The 20061-nt window shown below is 43.8% G+C and carries 8 protein-coding genes and 3 pseudogenes; all 11 read right to left on the reverse strand.

Going from position 1 to position 20061, the window contains the following annotated elements:
* Positions 1-20 precede the first annotated feature (20 nt).
* The 11 genes and pseudogenes from V6N89_RS10825 to prc all read right to left on the reverse strand — a co-directional run bounded on the left by V6N89_RS10825 (position 21) and on the right by prc (position 20060).
* Positions 21-4861, reverse strand: a pseudogene (locus tag V6N89_RS10825) (NAD-glutamate dehydrogenase).
* Positions 4862-5054: 193 nt separating this feature from the next.
* Complete coding sequence (locus V6N89_RS10830) at positions 5055-7373, reverse strand: efflux RND transporter permease subunit (RefSeq protein ID WP_346993758.1); 2319 nt, start codon at positions 7371-7373, stop codon at positions 5055-5057.
* A gap of 15 nt (positions 7374-7388) precedes the next feature.
* Complete coding sequence (locus V6N89_RS10835; RefSeq protein ID WP_338517562.1) at positions 7389-7961, reverse strand: WD40/YVTN/BNR-like repeat-containing protein; 573 nt, start codon at positions 7959-7961, stop codon at positions 7389-7391.
* Positions 7962-8041: 80 nt separating this feature from the next.
* Positions 8042-8437, reverse strand: a complete 396-nt coding sequence (locus V6N89_RS10840) for a WD40/YVTN/BNR-like repeat-containing protein (protein ID WP_346993759.1) — start codon at positions 8435-8437, stop codon at positions 8042-8044.
* 79 nt (positions 8438-8516) lie between these two features.
* Positions 8517-9885: pseudogene (locus tag V6N89_RS10845) on the reverse strand (DUF1329 domain-containing protein).
* 12 nt (positions 9886-9897) lie between these two features.
* Positions 9898-11965 (reverse strand): annotated as a pseudogene (locus V6N89_RS10850) (DUF1302 domain-containing protein).
* A 249-nt stretch (positions 11966-12214) separates the two neighbouring features.
* Positions 12215-12457: a DUF2835 family protein gene (locus tag V6N89_RS10855; RefSeq protein ID WP_338517564.1), complete on the reverse strand. Its 243-nt coding sequence runs from the start codon at positions 12455-12457 to the stop codon at positions 12215-12217.
* A complete protein-coding gene (gene pepN, locus V6N89_RS10860; RefSeq protein WP_338517565.1) occupies positions 12444-15053 on the reverse strand; it encodes an aminopeptidase N in 2610 nt (869 codons plus the stop codon). The genes V6N89_RS10855 and pepN overlap by 14 nt, the downstream gene beginning before the upstream one ends.
* 33 nt (positions 15054-15086) lie before the next feature.
* Entirely contained in the window at positions 15087-16559 is a 1473-nt protein-coding gene (gene nhaC, locus V6N89_RS10865) for a Na+/H+ antiporter NhaC (protein ID WP_338517566.1), read from the reverse strand.
* A 37-nt stretch (positions 16560-16596) separates the two neighbouring features.
* Entirely contained in the window at positions 16597-17934 is a 1338-nt protein-coding gene (locus tag V6N89_RS10870; protein ID WP_346993760.1) for a sodium-dependent transporter, read from the reverse strand.
* 83 nt (positions 17935-18017) lie between these two features.
* Positions 18018-20060 carry a carboxy terminal-processing peptidase gene (gene prc, locus V6N89_RS10875; RefSeq protein WP_346993761.1) on the reverse strand — a complete coding sequence of 681 codons (2043 nt, stop codon included), beginning with the start codon at positions 20058-20060 and terminating at the stop codon, positions 18018-18020.
* Position 20061: the final 1 nt, after the last annotated feature.

The following is a 20061-nucleotide window of genomic DNA, read 5'->3' on the forward strand; positions in this document are numbered from 1 at the left end:
ATCATTAAGGTACGTCTATTCTAATGGCTAGACTTCACGCTTAAAAGCATCAATTCACGTAAAGCGACAGAAAATTTCGCAAATTCGTGTGTACTGCTTGTTTTGAACTCTGACATCATGTGATACCAGCGCTTCAACAATACCTGATTACTTTCAATCCATTCGTCAAGAATAGTATTTGCATCCTGTGTGTCTTCTCGTGACGAAAGCAAATTAGCAGTAATTGAACGTTGCTGCCAATCAAGCTCCTCGCGATAAGATGCGCGAGCCAATGCTTGCCAATGGTTAGCCACTGTCTGGTTATTAATTTGATCTAAGAACCAGTGTAATTCTAGCTTAGAACCCAACTGATAATACAACTTAGCGACTACGTCGGTATCGTGCTTATCTGCTTCAACAATTTGGGCAAGGTCGAAGCTAGAGAACATATTTGAGAAACTAGCTACTTGATAAGCGATGTCTTGAGGAACACCCTGATCAATGTATTTCTGTGTCGCTTTCTCTAACTGGCTGTATTCACTTTCAACAAGATAGTGCTGTAAGTTCTTAGACAAGATGTCGAACGTACCGCGGTAGCTTGCAATCGCCTCATCAATAGACTGGGCTTTGTTACCGTGACGTATGTACCAGCGTGAGGCACGGCGCATGATACGACGAGCTTCTTCCAGCATTTTAAGCTGTAGCTCGGCAGAAATTACGTTGTCCAGTTCTTCAATGCGTTCCCACAACGTATTCATGTTGAAAATGCCATGAACGATTGCATAAGCATCAGCAATCTCGCTCACACTTGCGCCAGTCTCTTCTTGCATTCTAAACACGAAATTTAAGCCCATATCGTTAACCATGTTATTGGTCAACTTAGTTGCAATGATTTCGCTGCGCAGTGGGTGCTGCTGCATGTGAGTTGCAAACTTCTTACGCAAAACTTCAGGGAAGGCTTCAACCAGGAGTTTTCCATGATAAGGATTATCGGTAATCTCAGGGATGTTTAACGCATCTTTAAGCACCATCTTGCCGTAAGCAATCAATACGCTTAATTCAGGTCTTGTGAAACCTTGATCCGTTGCGACGCGATCAGAAATTTCATCGTCATTTGGAATAAACTCAAGTTCGCGGTTAAGCTGCCCTTCACGCTCTAAACCGTGAATAAAGCGCAGTTGCTCTTTTAACTGCTTCACGCCAGAAAGTTCAGTGATGGAGATTGACTGTGTTTGACGATAACAATCTTTCAGTACAATACGCGATACGTCGTCTGTCATATCGTAAAGCAATTTATTGCGCTGTTTCAGCGTTAATTCACCATCGTTAACCAAGCTGTTAAGCAATATTTTGATGTTTACTTCGTTATCCGAGCAATCTACGCCACCTACGTTGTCAATAAAGTCCGTATTGACCCTGCCACCATTTGCGGCATATTCAATACGACCTAATTGCGTCAGGCCTAAGTTACCGCCCTCGCCTACAATTTTGGCTTGAACGTCTCGGCCATTAACGCGTAAGTCGTCGTTGGCGCGATCACCAACCTCTGAATGAGATTCTTTTTTACTCTTAATATACGTGCCGATACCACCGTTCCACAGAAGGTCTACAGGCATTTTTAGAATGTTGTGAATGAGTTCGTTCGGCGTCATAGTAAGCTGACGTGTGCCCAGCCACTTCTTCATTTCTGGCGTCAGTTTTATTGATTTAGCAGAACGATTGAATACGCCACCACCTTTAGAAATCAGTTTGCTGTCGTAGTCTTCCCAACTTAGGCTTGGGTTTTCAAACAAGCGCTTGCGCTCTTCGTAACTTGTCGCTGCATCCGGATTCGGGTCGAAGAATATATGCAAGTGGTTAAACGCCGCTATCAGGCGTGTATGCTTCGATAGCAACATACCGTTACCGAATACATCTCCAGCCATATCACCAACACCAGCACAGGTAAAATCAGTGGTTTGGCAATCAATACCGATTTCACGGAAGTGACGCTTAACTGACTCCCATCCGCCGCGTGCAGTAATACCCATTTTCTTATGGTCGTAACCAATGCTGCCGCCTGATGCAAACGCATCGCCCAACCAGAAGCCAAACTCTTCTGCAATGCCATTGGCGATGTCAGAGAATGTGGCAGTACCTTTGTCAGCCGCAACAACCAAATACGGGTCGTCATCGTCTAGACGAACAACGTCTTTTGGCGGAACAATTTCACCATTTACAATGTTGTCGGTAATATCTAGTAAGCTTGTAATAAAGGTTCGGTAGCAAGCCTGACCTTCAGCTTGAATGGCTTCGCGCCCTTGTCCTACTGGCAAGTTTTTACATACAAAACCGCCTTTTGCGCCAACCTAAGCACAATGACCGTGTTCTTTACTTGCTGAGCTTTTACAAGACCTAACACTTCTGTACGGAAATCTTCTTGTCTGTCAGACCAGCGAAGGCCACCACGGGCAACTTTGCCGCCGCGTAAATGAACACCTTCTACGCGAGGGCTGTAGACAAATATTTCAAATTTTGGCAACGGTAACGGCATTTCTGGAATGAGTTCGGGCATCATTTTGAATGACACGTACGACTTTTCATTACTGGCGTCATCTGCCTGATAGAAGTTAGTACGTAACGTCGCTGACATCATGTCCAGATAACGGCGAATAATACGGTCATCATCAAGGTTGCTAACGTTGTCCAACTGCGCCTTAATGGTTTCTAATAGCGCCTCTTCTTTCTTCTCGTTACGCTTTTTCTTAGGGTTAAAGCGTTGATCAAAGAAATCTACCAACAAGCGAGCAATGTCAGGATAGTTTGCTAGTGTATTTGCGATGTAGTCTCGGCTAAATGAGCTGCCTGTTTGGCGCATGTACTTAGCATAGGCGCGAAGTACAGTTACCTTACGACCCGTCATATTGGCACCGAGTATAAGTCGGTTAAACGCATCGTCTTCTAACGTTTTGTACCAAACTTTCGCGAATGCATCTTGGAAAAGAATTTGAGCATTTTCCATGTCAAAGTGCTGACCGCTCTTATGCAGCATGGAGAAGTCCATTACCCAATTACGCTCACCTTCCGAGCAAGTAATTTTATAAGGGCTTTCATCAATTACGCGCAAACCAAAGTTTTCAAGCATTGGCAAAACGTCAGATAAGTGGATCGGTTCTGCACGATGGAACAACTTAAGCTTAACAACCTGACTATCTGCGTCTTCTTCCTGTGGACGATAGAAAAGCATATCCAGCGTATGATTATCATCAAGCATCTCAAGCTTGCCGATATCAACTAATGCTGCAGAAGGCAGATTGTGTTCCATATAGCTACGTGAAAAAGCGTTGTTATACTTGCGCTCTAACGCTTTACCTGAGGCCTCGCCGTGCGCCGCAGAGATAGAGGACGCTAGGCGGTCGTTCCACGTTTTGGTCAACTCAATAATATTTTGTTCTATTTCCTTCACGTCAAATTCCGCGTTGTTGTCGTTGACTCGAGCAATGTAATGCGTGCGTGCATACACAGATTCAGAGAAGAACGTAGTAAATTCTACTTCTTCAGTAGCACCTAAAGAGGCTTTAAGAAGCGCTTGTGTTTCTTTACGCAATTGCGTGTTGTAGCGCTCTCTTGGAACAAATACCATGCAAGAAAAGAAACGGCCAAAGATATCTTTGCGAATGAATAAACGCGAAATACCGCGCTCCTGCATTTGGAAAATACCCATCACAATTTGAGCAAGCTCTTCAGCTGGTGTTTGCAATAGCTCATCACGAGGATACGTTTCAATAATATTGGTAAACGCTTTGAACGCGTGCGTGCCAGGCTCAAAACCTGACAATTCACATATGCGATTTATCTTTTCACGTAAAATAGGCAACTGCGTTACACTGTTATTGTAAAACGACGCTGAGTACAAACCTAAGAAGCGGTGTTCACCGACAACTTGTCCGTCTTTGTTAAACACCTTTACGCCAACATAATCCATATATGCTGGTCGATGAACGCGAGCGCGAGAATTAGTCTTAGTCAAAATCAAAGGGTTTTGACTTAGTGCTTCTGCACGTGCTGAAGCAGGAAGCTTTGAAAGAAGACGCTCGCGGTCGTTAATAGAGTTTTTCAATAAACCAAGGCTTGTTTCGTTTTGCGGGATCCAGCGGTGGTCACCCTCAATGGCTTTTACTTCATAATAGCGATAACCCATCATGGTGAAGTTGTGGTCGCCAAGCCATTCTAGGTAAGCTTTGGTTTGTTTTTTAATATCAGCTGACACGGGCCAATTAAATTTAGTGCTGCCCTTAATGACGTCTTGTAGCGTATTGGTCATGTCCTGCCAATCTTGTACGGCTAGTAATACTTCATCTACGACCGAATGAAGCTCTTGCGTTAGTGCTTCAATGTCTTTTTTAGATGTCTGTCTATCTACTTCGATGAAGATAACCGTTTCTTTTTTTGCGCCGTTCAAGGACTGCCCTGGCTCAGCGAAAGCTTCTACCTTGTTGGCGTTATCGCGTTTTATGCCAATTGGGCTATGTAAGAAGAGATGCGAAGTGATATTAAGGCGGTTTAACAGCATTCTTACTGAATCAACCAAAAACGGCATATCCGAAACAATGATCTCTACGATAGTGTGGCTAGAATGCCAACCATGTTTGGCAATCTCCGGATTAAAAACGCGTATGTAGGGTGACGTGTTATCGAACTTTGCTAAACCGTTCCATAAACTAAGTGTTGCACCATAAAGGTCGCTGTCGTTGCGATTTTCTAAATCATCGCTAGAAATATTTTTATACAACAGACGTCCGAATTGCTGCACAAGAGACTTCTGCTTTGTATCTACCTTTTTATCAATCAATGCAAATACGTTATCTAGCAGTACTGAGTGTCGCTGTGAGGTGACTGTCATTTGTTAACCTTTTTTTAAAGTGGTAATACCAGTCTCGTTGGTATAAGTGCCGAGTACCTAACTATTTTCTCTAATAAATGAGGCTATTGAAAGCCTAATTTTAACCTTAATTTAACAGGATAGATAAGTATGCAAAAAACACCAAAAAAAGGGCCTAAAGGCCCTTTTTTATGCGTAGCTATGCAAAAATAATTTATGCACCAGGGTCACACTTATTCCACCACAAGAATCTTGCTAGCGCTGGCAGTACAATAATTGCGCCAAGCATGTTCACAACGAACATAAACGTTAGCAAAATACCCATATCCATCTGGAATTTAAGCGATGAGAATACCCAAGTACTTACCCCAATGGCCAACGTAATCCCCGTAAAGAGAACGGCACTTCCACGCTCTTTAAGCGCGGCAAAGTACGCTTCCTGAACGGTGGCGCCCTGTTTCAGCATCAAACTCTTTGTAGAAAGAATATAAATACCATAGTCGACACCAATACCTACACCCAATGCAATAACAGGTAGTGTTGAAACGGTAAGGCCTATTTGCAAGTAGGTCATTAATGCTTGCGCCAATACAGATACTACATAAAGTGGAATAACCACTACTAATGTTGCTCTAATCGAGCGGAAACTGATAAGACATAGTGCAATAACAGCGCCAAAAACATAAAGCATCATTGGATCTTGTGCTGCACTCACCGCTTCATTGGTCGCCGCCATTACGCCAACAGGCCCTGAAGCCAAACTGAATTTCATATCGTCAGTTTCATATTCTGTTCTGTATTGCTTCACCGCATCGACAACGCGAGAAATAGTTTCTGCCTTGTGATCTTCCATAAATAGGATAATAGGCATTACAGAACAGTTGCCGTTAAGCAAACCTGACGACGTAGGAACGCGAGAGATTGCTTGTACCAGCGTTTGCTGATTTCGAGGCAAGACCTGCCACTTCACATTACCTTCGTTATAATAAGCGTTAACTATTTTAGCGACAGATGCAAGTGAAACGGCCGACTGCACTCCCTTAACGTTTTCCATTTTCCACTGGAAATCGTCCATAGCTTTCATCACGCTATGCGATGTACATGCTTCAGGAGTGGTTTCAACCAAGATTGAAATGTAATCAACCGTGACTTCGTATTTGTCTGTGATCAAAAACGTGTCCTGGTTGTAACGCGACGTTTCGTGTAACGCTGGAGCACCAGCATGCAAATCACCAATCTTCATGTTCTTAGCTTGGAAATGCCCCAATACGAACAACACAGCAGTAATTGCCAAGATAACAGCGGCAGGTTTCTTACGAGAGCACGCTGCGATCACTTCCCAGAATTTGCTATTTGCATTTTCTTTGCCCGCAAACTTATCCATGTATTTCTGGTCAAGTTTTAAGAAGCTCATAAGTACTGGCAACAGCAATAAGTTGGTAAGAATAATGACAGCTACACCCATGCTCGCGGTGATAGCCAGTTCACGAATGATACCAATATCAATAACCAACAAGGTCATAAAGCCAACGGTGTCTGATAGTAATGCTATACCACCTGGCACGAGTAGATTTCTGAACGCCGCCATCGAAGCACGTTTTGCGCCTATACCCGTGACTGCTTGTTTTTCTACCGCATTAATCATTTGAACGCCGTGGCTAACACCAATCGCGAATACAAGGAAAGGCACCAATATTGACATTGGATCCATACCAAAACCGATAGACGTAAGAAGGCCAAGCTGCCAAATAACCGCAATAATAGAACATACAAGCGGTAAAACAGTTAGCATGATGCTGCGCGAGAAGAAGTACACCATGATGGCTGTGATAGCTATCGCGATAGCAAAAAACACAAGCACGTCTTTAGCGCCATCTGCAACGTCACCAATCATCTTCGCAAAACCAATGATATGAATAGACGTTTTGTCATTTTCATATTGACCGCGAAGTTGCTCTTCAAGCTCTGCAGCTAAAGCAAGTGTGTCTAAAGGCTCACCCGTTTGAGGGTCAATATCAAGCAATTGCGCTGTCACCATTGCACAGCTGTAGTCACTTGAAACCTGACGGCCAACGATATTGGCTTTTTCAACGTTGGCAGCAACAAGGTCTAGCCCTTCTTGGCTGGCAGAGTTAAAGTCAGCAGGAATAACTGGACCGCCAGCGAAACCGCCTTCGACAATTTCTGTAAAACGAGTTGACGGCGAAAACAAAGAAATTACCAAAGAACGATTCACGCCATTAATAAAGAATAATTGGTCGTGTACATTCTTGAGGGTATCAAAAAAGTTTTGATTGTAGATATTTCCGTCTTTGTCACATACCGAAACCAGAATATTGTTTGCACCACCAAAGTCTTGGCGATGTTCAATATAGGTTTTCATGTACTCGTGATTAAGAGGAATGTTTTTCTCAAACCCTGCGTCTAAACGCATCTGAGAGGCTTGGTAACCCAAAACCACCGTTGCGATAGCAAATAATGCCACGACGATTTTTCGATTACCAAAGACAAGTTTTTCTAAAAATTGGGTCATTGTTCTTATACTGCCCTATTTAAGCGATAGCGTTTTGATACCATTTGCTGTAACAGCAAGGTTACTACCGTTGAATGTGGTGGCATTGAGAAGTGCCGCTTTATCTTTTATCTGCGATACTTCTATTCCTTCATCGGTCTGACAATCTGCTGGGTTAGCATAAGGGTCGCGCATGCTTGTTGGCAGAGGACGCTGTGCCGATACCATCATGCCGTTGTTACCTAATGCATATACCTTGTCACTCGAACCAAATAAAATGGAATTGAGCGTGCTTGTTGAACAAGTTTGAACATACTCCCACTCACCTTGATTGCGATTTACGAAAATGTTGCCTCGCAAACCTACAGCCAACACGGTGTTTTCATCGAGAGGTTTAATGTCAAAAAATGAGCCAGTGTAGTCAACGTAGTAACGCTCCCACGATTCACCCATATTATCACTTTTTGCCAGCAATCCTGCTTCACCTGCAAGGTAAAGCGTATCACCATCTAAGGTAACTCTGTTTAAGTGCGGTAAAATAGATTCGAGTTCTTGTTGGTAGAACGCCTCGTCCTCTTTGCGAATATCTTCAAGATATTCTCTATCCATTGGGTCGAGTAGACTAGCATGCCGCTCAGCAGACCAGTTTTGGCCGCCATCAGTAGTACGATAGAAAAGTCCGTAAGCACCTAAGCCGCTATTCCGTGCTTACTGTCGAAAAACAAAACATCTAAGAATGGACGCTCTAAGTCAGGTTGGTAATTTTGTATTTCCCAACTTTCACCCTTATCAGGAGAGTGAAGAATGACTGCGTCATGACCAACTGCCCAAATTTCGTCACCAACAATGGTGGTGGCAGTTAGCGTTGAATGTGTCGGTACCGCCTTTTGAGAAAAAGATTTACCGTCTTCTGAAACTAATACGTGACCGCGTTCACCGACAATAACGACAAATTTATCAGCGTCTATGTCTAACAGAACCGATTGCTCAACCAAAGGTGCGATGAAAGCATCTTCGGCGAGCACAGTCGTTGCTTGACTGACCGCGAAACTTGCGGCTATGCACGCTGCAATGGTTTTTTTCATAAGTAACCATTCCCCCTATTTATAATTGTCTGTATACAAAAACGGTTGGCATATGCCAACCGTTTGTTGTTCAAGGCGATTAGCGCATACCTTCTCGTCGCAACGCTTGAGGCGTAAACTCTACGTCTCGAGGGCGAACTGTGAAGTCATACATCTCTTCTTCGTTATCTAAGCCAATTGCCAAATAACGACGAGAGTTCAAGTCATAGTACGCATCAAGCGTAGACCACTGTGTTGGAACTTCGTAGTAATTTACGCCATAAGCTACACTAACGCGATAAAGTTCGCCACGGTTATCATACATATCAGCGACTTGAATCTGCCAGCTGTCCTCGTCAATGAAGAACACGCGCTTCTGATAAATATGACGGAAGCCTTCTTTTAATGTGGCTTCAACTACCCAAACACGGTGCTTTTCCCAACGAGTTAAGTCAGGGTTCACATGGTTAGGTTTGATGATGTCTGCGTACTTTGCATTATCAGAATGTAAAGCATAGTTATTATATGCAACGTACATTTCTTTTTTGCCAACCAGTTTCCAATCATAACGATTAGGTGAACCGTTGAACATGTCAAAGTCATCCGTGGTACGTAGACCATCAGCCGCAGTCCCTGGCGTATCGTAAGCAATGTTAGGCGCTAAGCGTACGCGACGTTGGCCAGTGTTATAAGTCCACGCTTTACGAGGCTCTTTAACTTGGTCAACCGTCTCATGAACGAGCAAGGCCGTACCCGCCAAACGCGCTGGCTGTGTTACTTTTTGCTTGAACATGAAAAGAATGTTCTCTTCAGTTAGCTTCTCAGGTGTCGCACCCTCTTCGGCGTACTTAATAAGCAACTGCTCATCGAAACCGATAACGTTGTAATCACCGCCAGTGGTTACAGCCGCTTGACCGCCATTACGTTGAACAGCTTCTCCACGATAACGAAGAATGTGATTCCAAATCGCTTCTAGCCCGTTCTGCGGGATCGGGAAAGGAATACCTAACACTGCACCTTTAATACCGTTACCGTCGTCAAGAAGTTCAGCACGAGTTGCATTTACTTTTGTTGCATCGTAAATAGCCTGAGGGTTAGACGCTGAACGACGTGTTGGGTAAACCTAGCATTTTGAAAGTATCAGGATATGCTTCAAAAAGCTTCTGCTGACCTTCAGATAAGAAATCTGCATATTCTTTATAGTTTTGCGCCGTAATTTCAAACAGCACTTTATCTTCTGGGAACGGATCAGGATGATGGTCGCCCACTGTGTATCCTGCTGGAGCAGATGTGATACCACCAGTCCATGCTGGGATACTGCCATCAGCATTTGCCGCCTTTTCAGCGCCAAGAGGAGTAAGCTCACTGCCTAACTTATTGGCTTCTGCATCAGAGACTTTTGCCATTGCGTTTGTACCTGTCAATGCAAGTGACAGCGCAGCGGCGATAATTCCTACTTTTCTAATCATAAAACCTACTCTTTAAATTGCGTATCGGATGTTGAACGAGATGAAGTCGCGATCAGCAAGTGCATTGGTAGTACCAATACCACCCCAGAATGCACTGTAAGATGCTGTAGCTTCAAATTTGCTCAAGTAGTCAAACGTGAAAGAAAGCGCTGCAGACTTAACATCTTCTGTGAAAAGGAACAGTGGATCAGGCGTTGTCCCTTCAACATCATGTGAAAATACAGCACGAACACGTAGGTTCATGCCAGCCAAAATAGAGTTGTAGTCAGCTACTGCTAGTAGACGATAACCCCATGCGTCGTCGGTCGCGAACGGATTCGTTTCTGGACCGTCAGACAGCGCTTGGTGTAGACCTTGACGTTGATTACCCGTTGGCGTTGGCTCTAGTGATGGCGTACGCGCAGTACCAGGCGCATTCAAACGCAAGATATTTGGATCAGGCATATCCATAATGTTGACATAACCCGCCTCACCAAGAAGAACGAAATTATCAGCACCGAACTTAGGACCAAAAACATGCGAAGCAGTAAACTGGATTTGATACGTATCAGAGAAGATAAAGCCTTCTGCTGTTTCACCTGGGCCAACACCACGACCAATGTTGTTAAGCTGAGAAATACCAGCAAGGTCTGGACGCAAACCTGCGTTCGCTAACTGCTCTGGCATACCCATGTAAAGCAATTCTACATCGTCGATTTGAAGTGGCTCGTCAACACGATAAGCAAACTCACCTGCAAGGGCTGTGGTGCCAATGTTGGTGTTAAAGCTCATACCGTATAATTTGATGTCTTCAGGATAGAAGAACTCTGCCTGAGTAAATGCACCAAGCTGTGTAATATTGTCGCGAGTTACTGTGTTTTGTGCCAAGAATGCTAAATCTTGACCAATACCTTCAGCAGTAAAGTCAGACGTTTTACCCGAAATAAGTGGGCGTTGGCTGTGATAATTAATGTGGTAGAAACTAAACTCAGTCTCATTCAAGGCTTCAGCGAACCAAGTTAAACGTAAACCGTACTGCCCTTGGTCGTCAGCATCGTTATGTGCAGCGTCGCTAAAACCACGTATAGCCACTTTGGTTGGGTAAGCAAGGTATGCTTCTGAAATCTGAGAGGCATCTGCGCCAGAACGCAACAAATCTCCATAGCCATTAAGCGCGGTCAATAGATGGTCCAAATCAATATCTGGGTTTCCACTAAAACCTAACTGAACGTTGTTGCGCTGACCGCCATCGCCAGCAAAATCGTTGGTAGCAAAATAACTGCCTGCAACAGGTAGCCAGCTTTCTTGCCACTCATATTGATAGTAACCAGATACGCTTACGGTATCAGTCAAACCGAGTGACGCGTAAATCATACCTGCTTAAGCAAAAATACTTCTCTTAGTTCAGCGCCTGGTGCACGCGCACGCGTTACGTCAACTGCGTTGGTCGTGTTGATACCGTGCTGAATAAACGTGCTCTCACCCCAACTGATAACCTGACGACCGATACGCACGGTAAGTGGTTTGTCGCCGATCCACCAGTCGCCATAGAAGAACGCGTCATACAGACGAATGTCTGTGCACAATAAGTCTTCTGCTTCTGGGTCCTGACAAAGGTCGTATTGATTGCCAGTTATAGCGTTAGAGTATGGACGGTCACCATCCATTTGCTCAAAGTCATAAAACCAAAAACCACGGGCAAAGAAACCATAGTCACCGAAATTAACATCTAGTTCATGAGTACCAGAAATTTGCGTTGCAAACGCGTCGCCAGGGTCGTGTGCAAGGTTACCCAAATCACCATTAGTTGAGTATCCACCGTCTGCTAACGCCCATACATCGCCACTAGGGTACAAAGGATTAAAAGCTGCGTGATAACCATTCCAATCAAATTGTGGATGGTTACTGTTACCAATCAGGTCATAATCCCTTGCTTCTGTACGGATACTAGTTGCAAGTGTGAATGTCGAGTCTAACGTGATACTCACATCCCCTACTTGCCAATTCGCAGCGTGTGCAGGTAGTGCTGCAGCACCTAGCAGAGAGAGAACTCCCACTGCCACATAGGTGACATTTTAAAAGCGCTAGGCCTGTTTTTCATAATTTTTATACTCCCAAGTCGACGCGAATGATTGCGTGACGTCATGACCAACCATTACGATTAACAAAATCATTACATCATTTTGCCAGAACCGCAAGAACTAATCCTACCAGTTAACAACTTTTACAACATTAACCGTATCAAATAGTTAATGGTTTATCATCAGTATAAAACGCATTTATATTGGTGCTGAAAAATCCACCCATTTGTGTCCAAAATTCAGACACCTTCCACTACTCGGCTGTTTCACTATCTAAGTCGTTCAAAAGACCGAATCTTGTTTTGCTTGTCAACGACCATGCGGAACCGCCCTTTTACCCCCGACGATGTGACAAATTGTCGTAGTCGCCCTGTCGGGATTTGTACATTGAGCCCTGACTCGCTTTGCATAACGACATTGGGGATGGAGGGCGAGTACAGTGCCTCACATTGATTGTAAGGCACGTTTATAGAAAAGAAATAAACAGTGTCGCTAAGACTAATGTTTGTCATATGCGAGGCTTTTGCTCACCTTCTCGAAAACATCTTTGCTTAATCCTTTATGATTTAACAATCGTCCAAGTTGCTGTTTCATCAATACTTGATGTTCCTGTGCAAAGCCCTGCCACTGTGTTAACGGAGTAACTATGCGTGACGCAACTTGCGGATTAATGGCATCTAACTTCAATAGGTAGTCTGTAACGTACTTGTAGCCGCTACCGTCTACTGCATGAAACTTTTCACTGTTGTAAAACGCGAAACTACCTATCACAGCTCTTACGCGGTTTGGATTGCCCATAGTGAACTGGGGGTGCTCACAAAGCATAGTAATAGTCGCAAAAATGTCTTCGCTAGGCTGCGTAGCATGAAGTGCAAACCATTTGTCTAATACAAGTGGATCATGGTTCCACTTTGACTCAAACGTAGTCATAAGCTTATCAAACGTGGCTTTGCTAGAATACTGAGCACTCTTCAATGCCCCCAATGTATCCGTCATGTTATCGGCATTTTCAAAATGCTCAACAACAAGGTTTTCATGCTCGGGTAGACGCGCTAAATGTGCCAGAACGACATTCTTACAACGCCTTTGGTTAACTGCCGTTTGCTCATAGTTATATGGAACACGTGCTATCCCGTTGAAGACATCAAGCAATTCACTCTTTAGTGCTTTTGAAAATTGACGACAAAATGCGTCTCGCGCCCTTGCAAGTTCGCCGACTTTTACTCCCGTACGAGTCTGGCACAGTGTTTCAAATGAAGGGATTACTAGACATTCGCCAAGTAATTCTACATTGTGCTTTTCATGCTTTATTGCCTGTTTAATTCCGTCCCAAATGGCGTCACTGATAGCACTTCCTGGTGCACTTTCTAATTGCTTGATACAGCGGTCATATAAAGTCTGCAAAGCGTCCCATCGATTAAATGGGTCTCTTGCGTGGGTAAATATTGTGAGCAATGACAATGTATCAAGCGCATTTTCAACTTTAACTGGTGCTGAGAAATTACCAAGTATGACAGGAATTAATGTTTTTTCAGGCGCATTGACCGTAAAGGTAATACTGGGCTCATTTAAGATTAGCATGCCATCTCTAATGACTCCCTCATTATCGGTATAATGATTACCGTTACTATCTATGAGTTCGATGTTTATTGGAATGTACAGGTCTAATTTTTCAGCCTGATCTGCCGTTGGAGCGGTATATTGCGACAACGTAAAGGTATGTACATCTTGCTCAACGTTTTGTTTAACGGTAACTGTGGGAGTACCCGATTGACTGTACCAGCGTGAAAACTGCGTTAAATCCAACTTTGACGCTGATTGCATTGCAGATACAAAGTCATCGCATGTCACCGCTTGGCCATCATGTCGCTTGAAATATTCGTCCATTCCTTTTCTAAAGCCATCAGCGCCAAGCAGCGTATGAAACATACGAATAACCTCTGCGCCTTTGTCATATACCGTCACCGTGTAGAAGTTGTTCATTTCTATCACTTCTTCTGGACGGATGGGATGGCTCATTGCACTAGAGTCTTCTGCAAACTGATGTTCACGCATCACTCGAACATGTTTTATTCGATTACTTAATGCTGATGTCATATCTGCACTAAACTGCTGATCTCTAAATACCGTTAACCCTTCTTTGAGGCTCAATTGAAACCAGTCACGACAGGTCACTCGATTTCCTGTCCAGTTGTGAAAATATTCATGTGCTATGACGGACTCTACGTTAAAGAAATCGTCGTCTGTTGCGGAGTTTTGGTCGGCTAAAACAAATTTACTATTAAAAACATTTAAGCCTTTGTTTTCCATAGCGCCCATATTGAAGAAGTCTACGGCGACGATCATATAAATATCTAAATCGTATTCAAGACCAAAAACGTCTTCATCCCACTTCATTGCGCGCTTAAGTGAGGCTAATGCAAAGTCTCCCTGTGCTTTTTTCCCTTTATCGACATAAAGCTCTAAGGCGACGTCTTTTCCACTTTTCGTGGTAAAGGTATCGCATAGTAAGTCAAAATCGCCAGCGACAAGTGCAAATAAATAACATGGTTTAGGGTGTGGATCGTGCCATTTTACAAAATGCTGGTTGTCCGGTAATTCACCCTTTTCGACAGGATTACCGTTAGACAACAGCATTGGAATAGACTTGTCACCAACCACGGTTACTGTATAGACAGATAGTACATCTGGGCGGTCCATAAAAAAGGTAATACGCCTGAACCCTTCTGCCTCACACTGGGTACAATAAGCACCGCCCGAAAGATAAAGCCCTTCAAGTGCCTTGTTGTTTTCTGGTGAAATAGTGGTTTCAATTGTAAGTTCGAACGCGTCAAGCTCGCAGTAAAGCGTAAGTGAAGACTCGGTTAGCTCATAGAACTGCGCTTCATTACTGTCATCGCTTATCGCAGAACCATTTATTTTTAAGGAATTAACTGGCAGATTATCGCCGTCAAGAACAAGGGGGTCAGTGTGACTCCCCTGTCTCTTTATTGAGAGTGTGCTAATCACGCGAGTATTCGTGGGATGTAGCGTAATGTGTAGGTCAACTGTCGCTATTGAGAAAGCGGGCGGTAGATAATCCGCCCGACGTTTAGCTTGAACTGACATAGATCCTCCTAAAAGAAAGCCTACGTTTGATTACTAATTCCCTTGGCTGCTTACTTCGACGGTAGGTGGCGTAATGCGTAGTATTTTGATACCTAAATACGCATAGATAACAGCAAGGATCGGATTGATAACATTGAAAAACGCATAAAAGACAAAATCGAAAGGATTCACAAGCAGAACGCTGTGCATATAAGCGCCGCATGTATTCCATGGAATAAGTGGAGATGTTAGTGTACCGCCATCTTCTAAACTTCGTGAAAGATTTAGCTGATCTAAGCCGCGCTTTTTAAACTCTTCTTTATACATACGACCAGGCATGACGATGGAGATGTACTGATCAGCTGTCACCAAGTTTGTACCAAAACACGTCAAAATAGTACGACTTACCATGTCACCTGCTGACTTAGCCCCTAACAAAATAGCTGACACAGCACGTTTTAGAAGACCAACACGCTCTAAAACAGCCCCAAATGACATCGCACAAATAATTAGCCATATTGTATTGAGCATTGAAGACATACCACCGCGTGAAAGCAAGCTATTTAAGTTTTCGTCCGGAGTAGAGAAGCTTACGCCATCAAACAACGCTGTCCATATCACCTTCAACGCACCTACATTTACAGAATCATCTGAATTAGCCATTGAGGTAACTACGTCCCATTGGAATACTACTGCCCAAATACCACCCAGCAACGCACCAATGAATACCGCTGGAAAAGCAGGCATTTTCTTTATAGCAAGCGTTAGAAGTACTACCAAGGGAATCAACAAATGCCAGCCAAGATCGAACGACGCATTTAATAGAGTTTGCATTTGTTCAATACGTTCGGCCTTCGCTTCACCCACTTCGCTAAATCCAAGGACTGTAAACAAGATCAACGCAATGACAAAGCTTGGAATTGTCGTCCAAAGCATATAACGAATATGTTCGAATAAATCTGTTCCAGCAACTGCAGGAGCAAGGTTAGTGGTTTCTGACAACGGTGAGATTTTATCGCCGAAATAGGCGCCTGAAACAACAGCACCTGCCGTGATGGCTGCAGACATCTCCATACCCGCTGATACACCCATAAGGGCTACACCCACCGTAGCAGCCGTTGTCCACGAGCTACCGATACTCATAGCAACAACGGCACAAATGAGACACGCTGCTGCATAAAAGAATGATGGATTCAATAACTCTAATCCAAAATATATTAGTGTAGGCACGGTACCAGCAAGCATCCATGTACCTATTAAAGAACCAACAGCGAGCAGGATTAAACACGCGCCAAGAGACATTGAGATCCCATCAACGATGCCCTTTTCAATGGTCTTCCAACTAAACCCGTTTTTCATCCCGATAATTGCAGCAAGACCCATGGCTAATAACAGGGCAATCTGGTTCGGACCATATGAGGAATTATCCTCAAATAGATAAACAGCGCTTCCCATCATTATTACCAGCGCAATAATTGGGATAAGGGCATCAAGAAGAGACGGCGTTCTTAATTCTTTATTTGTCATTATTTTTATTTAAAACCTTATTTTTATACTTTTGGGTTTATTGAAAAACCGAACGGTAAAACATAAGTGCGATGATAACTGGGCAAACAAAACGCACATACCATGGCCAAATCTTCCAGAATACGCTGTGTTCAGCGTATTCATTGCCTTGTTTTAATTCAGCCAAGATGTTGTCACGCTTCCAAACCCAGCCTGCAAAAATACACAACGCAAAACCCAGGAGTGGTTGACTGTACTCTGTCGTAAGGGCAATAACGAAACCAAACAGCGCTTCAAAATTGAGAATGATGATACAGCTAAGTGAAAATATGACCGCCGCCATGACTAAAACAGCTCGCGTGCGTTTAAGTCCCTTACTTTCAACCATGTAGGCAACAGGCACTTCAAGCATTGAAATAGACGAGGTAACCGCAGCAATTACCATAAGCGCAAAGAACGTGAACGCGACGAAAACACCAACAGAACCAATGGTATCGAATAGTGCTGGAAGCACCTTAAATATAAGCGTATCACCTTGAATCAATGCACCATCTGGAGTAAAAATCTCGACACCATTATTTAACGCAACATACATAGCCGGAATAATTAGCATACCTGCGATAACCGCAACACCGATATCTACCAGTGCCACTGACGCACCGATTGTGGGCAAGTTCTCATTTTTGCTCAGGTAAGAGCCGTAAACGAGCATGGTACCGACACCAAGAGACATAGAGAAAAACGCTTGCCCCATAGCATTAATAAGCAGCTCAGGGTCTAACACTCGACTAAAATCGGGCACTATGTAAGCGCTCCAACCTTCTACTGCACCTGGTTGCAAACTTACATAAACAATCAGTGCAAGGATAAGTATAACGAGTGTAGGCATTAAGCGTACCGACCACTTCTCTATACCCGCTTTAACACCACCCACTACAATGAAGGCGGTCAAGCTCATGAAAAATAAACAAAAAATTACGTTACGCGTAACCGAAGAGGTTAGCAACCAATCACTTGCAGAGGTTAAACCGACCATATTGACCGCGGCATCGGCGAAATATACGAGCATCCAACCGCCTACAATGGCATAGAAAGCCAATATTAAAGACACGGTTATACAGCCCCATATCCCTGTAGCTCTGCCTATCGCATTGCCGGAAATTTTGCCTAAGGCGTCAACCATATTTGAGCGCGTACTACGCCCTATGATGAGCTCTGCCATAAGTACGGGATACGCCAAGACGAAAGCCAGTAAAAGGTATACGAGCACAAACGCAGCTCCACCATTACTGGCTACTTTAGTGGGAAACCCCCAAATATTGCCAAGCCCCACTGCCGAACCGGCTGCCGCTAGCACGAACCCTATACGAGAGGAAAACTCGCCTCTGATAGCCATGTTTTTTCCCTTTATTATTGTTTTAATAATTTATAGACACAAAAAAAGGGCTGGCCATAGACCAGCCCTTTTCTCGTTATCACTTAATTTCTTGTGATTGCGTAGCGGCCTGTTTCGATCATGTCGAATGTAATATTGGCAGCCTCATCTAAGAATGGGTCTAATTCTTCCATATCTTCAGGTAAGTCGTCCAATGATGCGATAGTTTCTAATCCCATCCGCTGTAAACGTTCGTTAGCACGTGCTAGCGATTTAGCTTCGGCTTCTTTCTTTTCAGATTCTCGAACAGACTTCTCAAGCGATACAAAGTTTTTGTCTTTGTTTTCCTTATATTCATTTATATCTTGATAAATATAAGAAAACTCAGGGTTTTGCATAATTCGCTTATTGTGTTTTGCTGTAAGCACGTCTAACGCAGCCGTTCCGTCTGCGAACGTTGTGTAATTGGCACGGTTAATACTGTCCCAAGGAAGCGCATTTTCCGCTTGGCTTTCGCCCCACTCGGCTGGCTCTATGGCTGAAGGATATAGAATGTCTGGAATAACACCTTTGTGCTGTGTACTGCCACCGTCAATTCTATAAAATTTAGCAATAGTAAACTGAACACTACCTAACGGGTTGTCATATAAGTCGTATATTTTACCCAAGCCACGATGTTGTTGAACTGTTCCTTTACCGAACGTTTGTTCACCTACAATTAAGGCACGATTGTAATCTTGCATAGCAGCGGCGAATATTTCAGAAGCCGAAGCACTGTATCGGTCAACTAAGACTGTTAATGGTCCGTCATAAGCTACTTGTCCGTCTGTATCGCGGTTAACGCTAACCTTTGACTGACCATAACGAATTTGAACAACAGGCCCTTTTTCGATAAACAGTCCAGAAAGCAGAGTGGCTTCAGTCAATGAACCGCCGCCATTGCCTCGAAGGTCGACGATAACGCCCTTTACGTCCTGAGATTTCAGACTCTCGATCTCTTTTGCGACATCAACACTTAAGTTGTTGTAAAAACTTGGTATCGTGATAACGCCAAGCGGCTCATCCGCATGTGGATCGGTTTTTGGTACGTAAACTTCAGATTTCGCTGCACGATCTTCAAGTTTAATTTTGTCCCTGGTAAGACTTACTACTGATGTAGTTTTAGATTCAGTAGCACCCTTTTCTACCTGTAGACGAACAGTACTGCCCTTTGGACCTTTAATCAGTTCCACTACTTCGTCAAGTCTCCAGCCGATGACATCAACAAACTCTTCGTCTTCTTGCGCTACGCCAACAATCTTGTCTTCTGGCTTTATCGCACCGGATTCATCTGCTGGGCCACCAGGCACTACGCTTTTGATAACCGTGTAATCGTCTTCGCTTTGCAACACAGCACCAATGCCTTCGAAAGACAAATTCATTTCCATTTGGAAACGGTCTGCATTTCGTGGTGAAAGGTAGCTAGTGTGCGCTTCAATAGTTCGCGCGAATGCATTCATGGCCGTTTGAAAAACGTCTTCACTCTTTGCTTGTTTCGTGCGTTTAATTGCGCGTGTGTAACGTTTCGTAAGAAGCTCTTTCGCTTCGTCCCACGTTTTATCTGCAAGAATCAGGTTAAGTGCGTCGTATTTAACGCGCTGGCGCCAAATTTCGTCAAGTTCACTCTTTGACGTAGGCCAGTCAGCATCTTCTCTATCGTAAAAAAATTTATCGCCTTTTTTTTCAAAGTCAAAAGGACCTTGTTCAAGAAGAGACAAAGCATACTCATAACGCTCGACTCTGCGCTGCGCGCTGACATTGTACATATCATAAGCAATAGACAAATTGCCCTTGCTCAACGCATCATCAAATAAACTTCTGTATTTTTCAAAGCCCACAACATCTGATAACAAAAGCACCTGTTTGTTGTGGTCAAGTGATTCAATAAATCGTTGATATACCCTAGCAGAGAGTGCGTCATCCAACGAAATTTCCTTGTAATGTGCGCGCGTGAAGAGCGCACTTACGCGCTTAGCCGCAACACTGTGCTGAGATTCCTGTTGCAAAATTGGAAGCTCGTCTACATCAGGCGTTGATGTGACGGCACAAGCGCCAACACCAACGGTTAGAAATGCACTAGCAATGGAAATTCGAAGGATGTCTCTCATA

Origin of the sequence: Alteromonas gracilis (assembly GCF_036870955.2) — a bacterium.
GTDB lineage: Bacteria > Pseudomonadota > Gammaproteobacteria > Enterobacterales > Alteromonadaceae > Alteromonas > Alteromonas gracilis_A.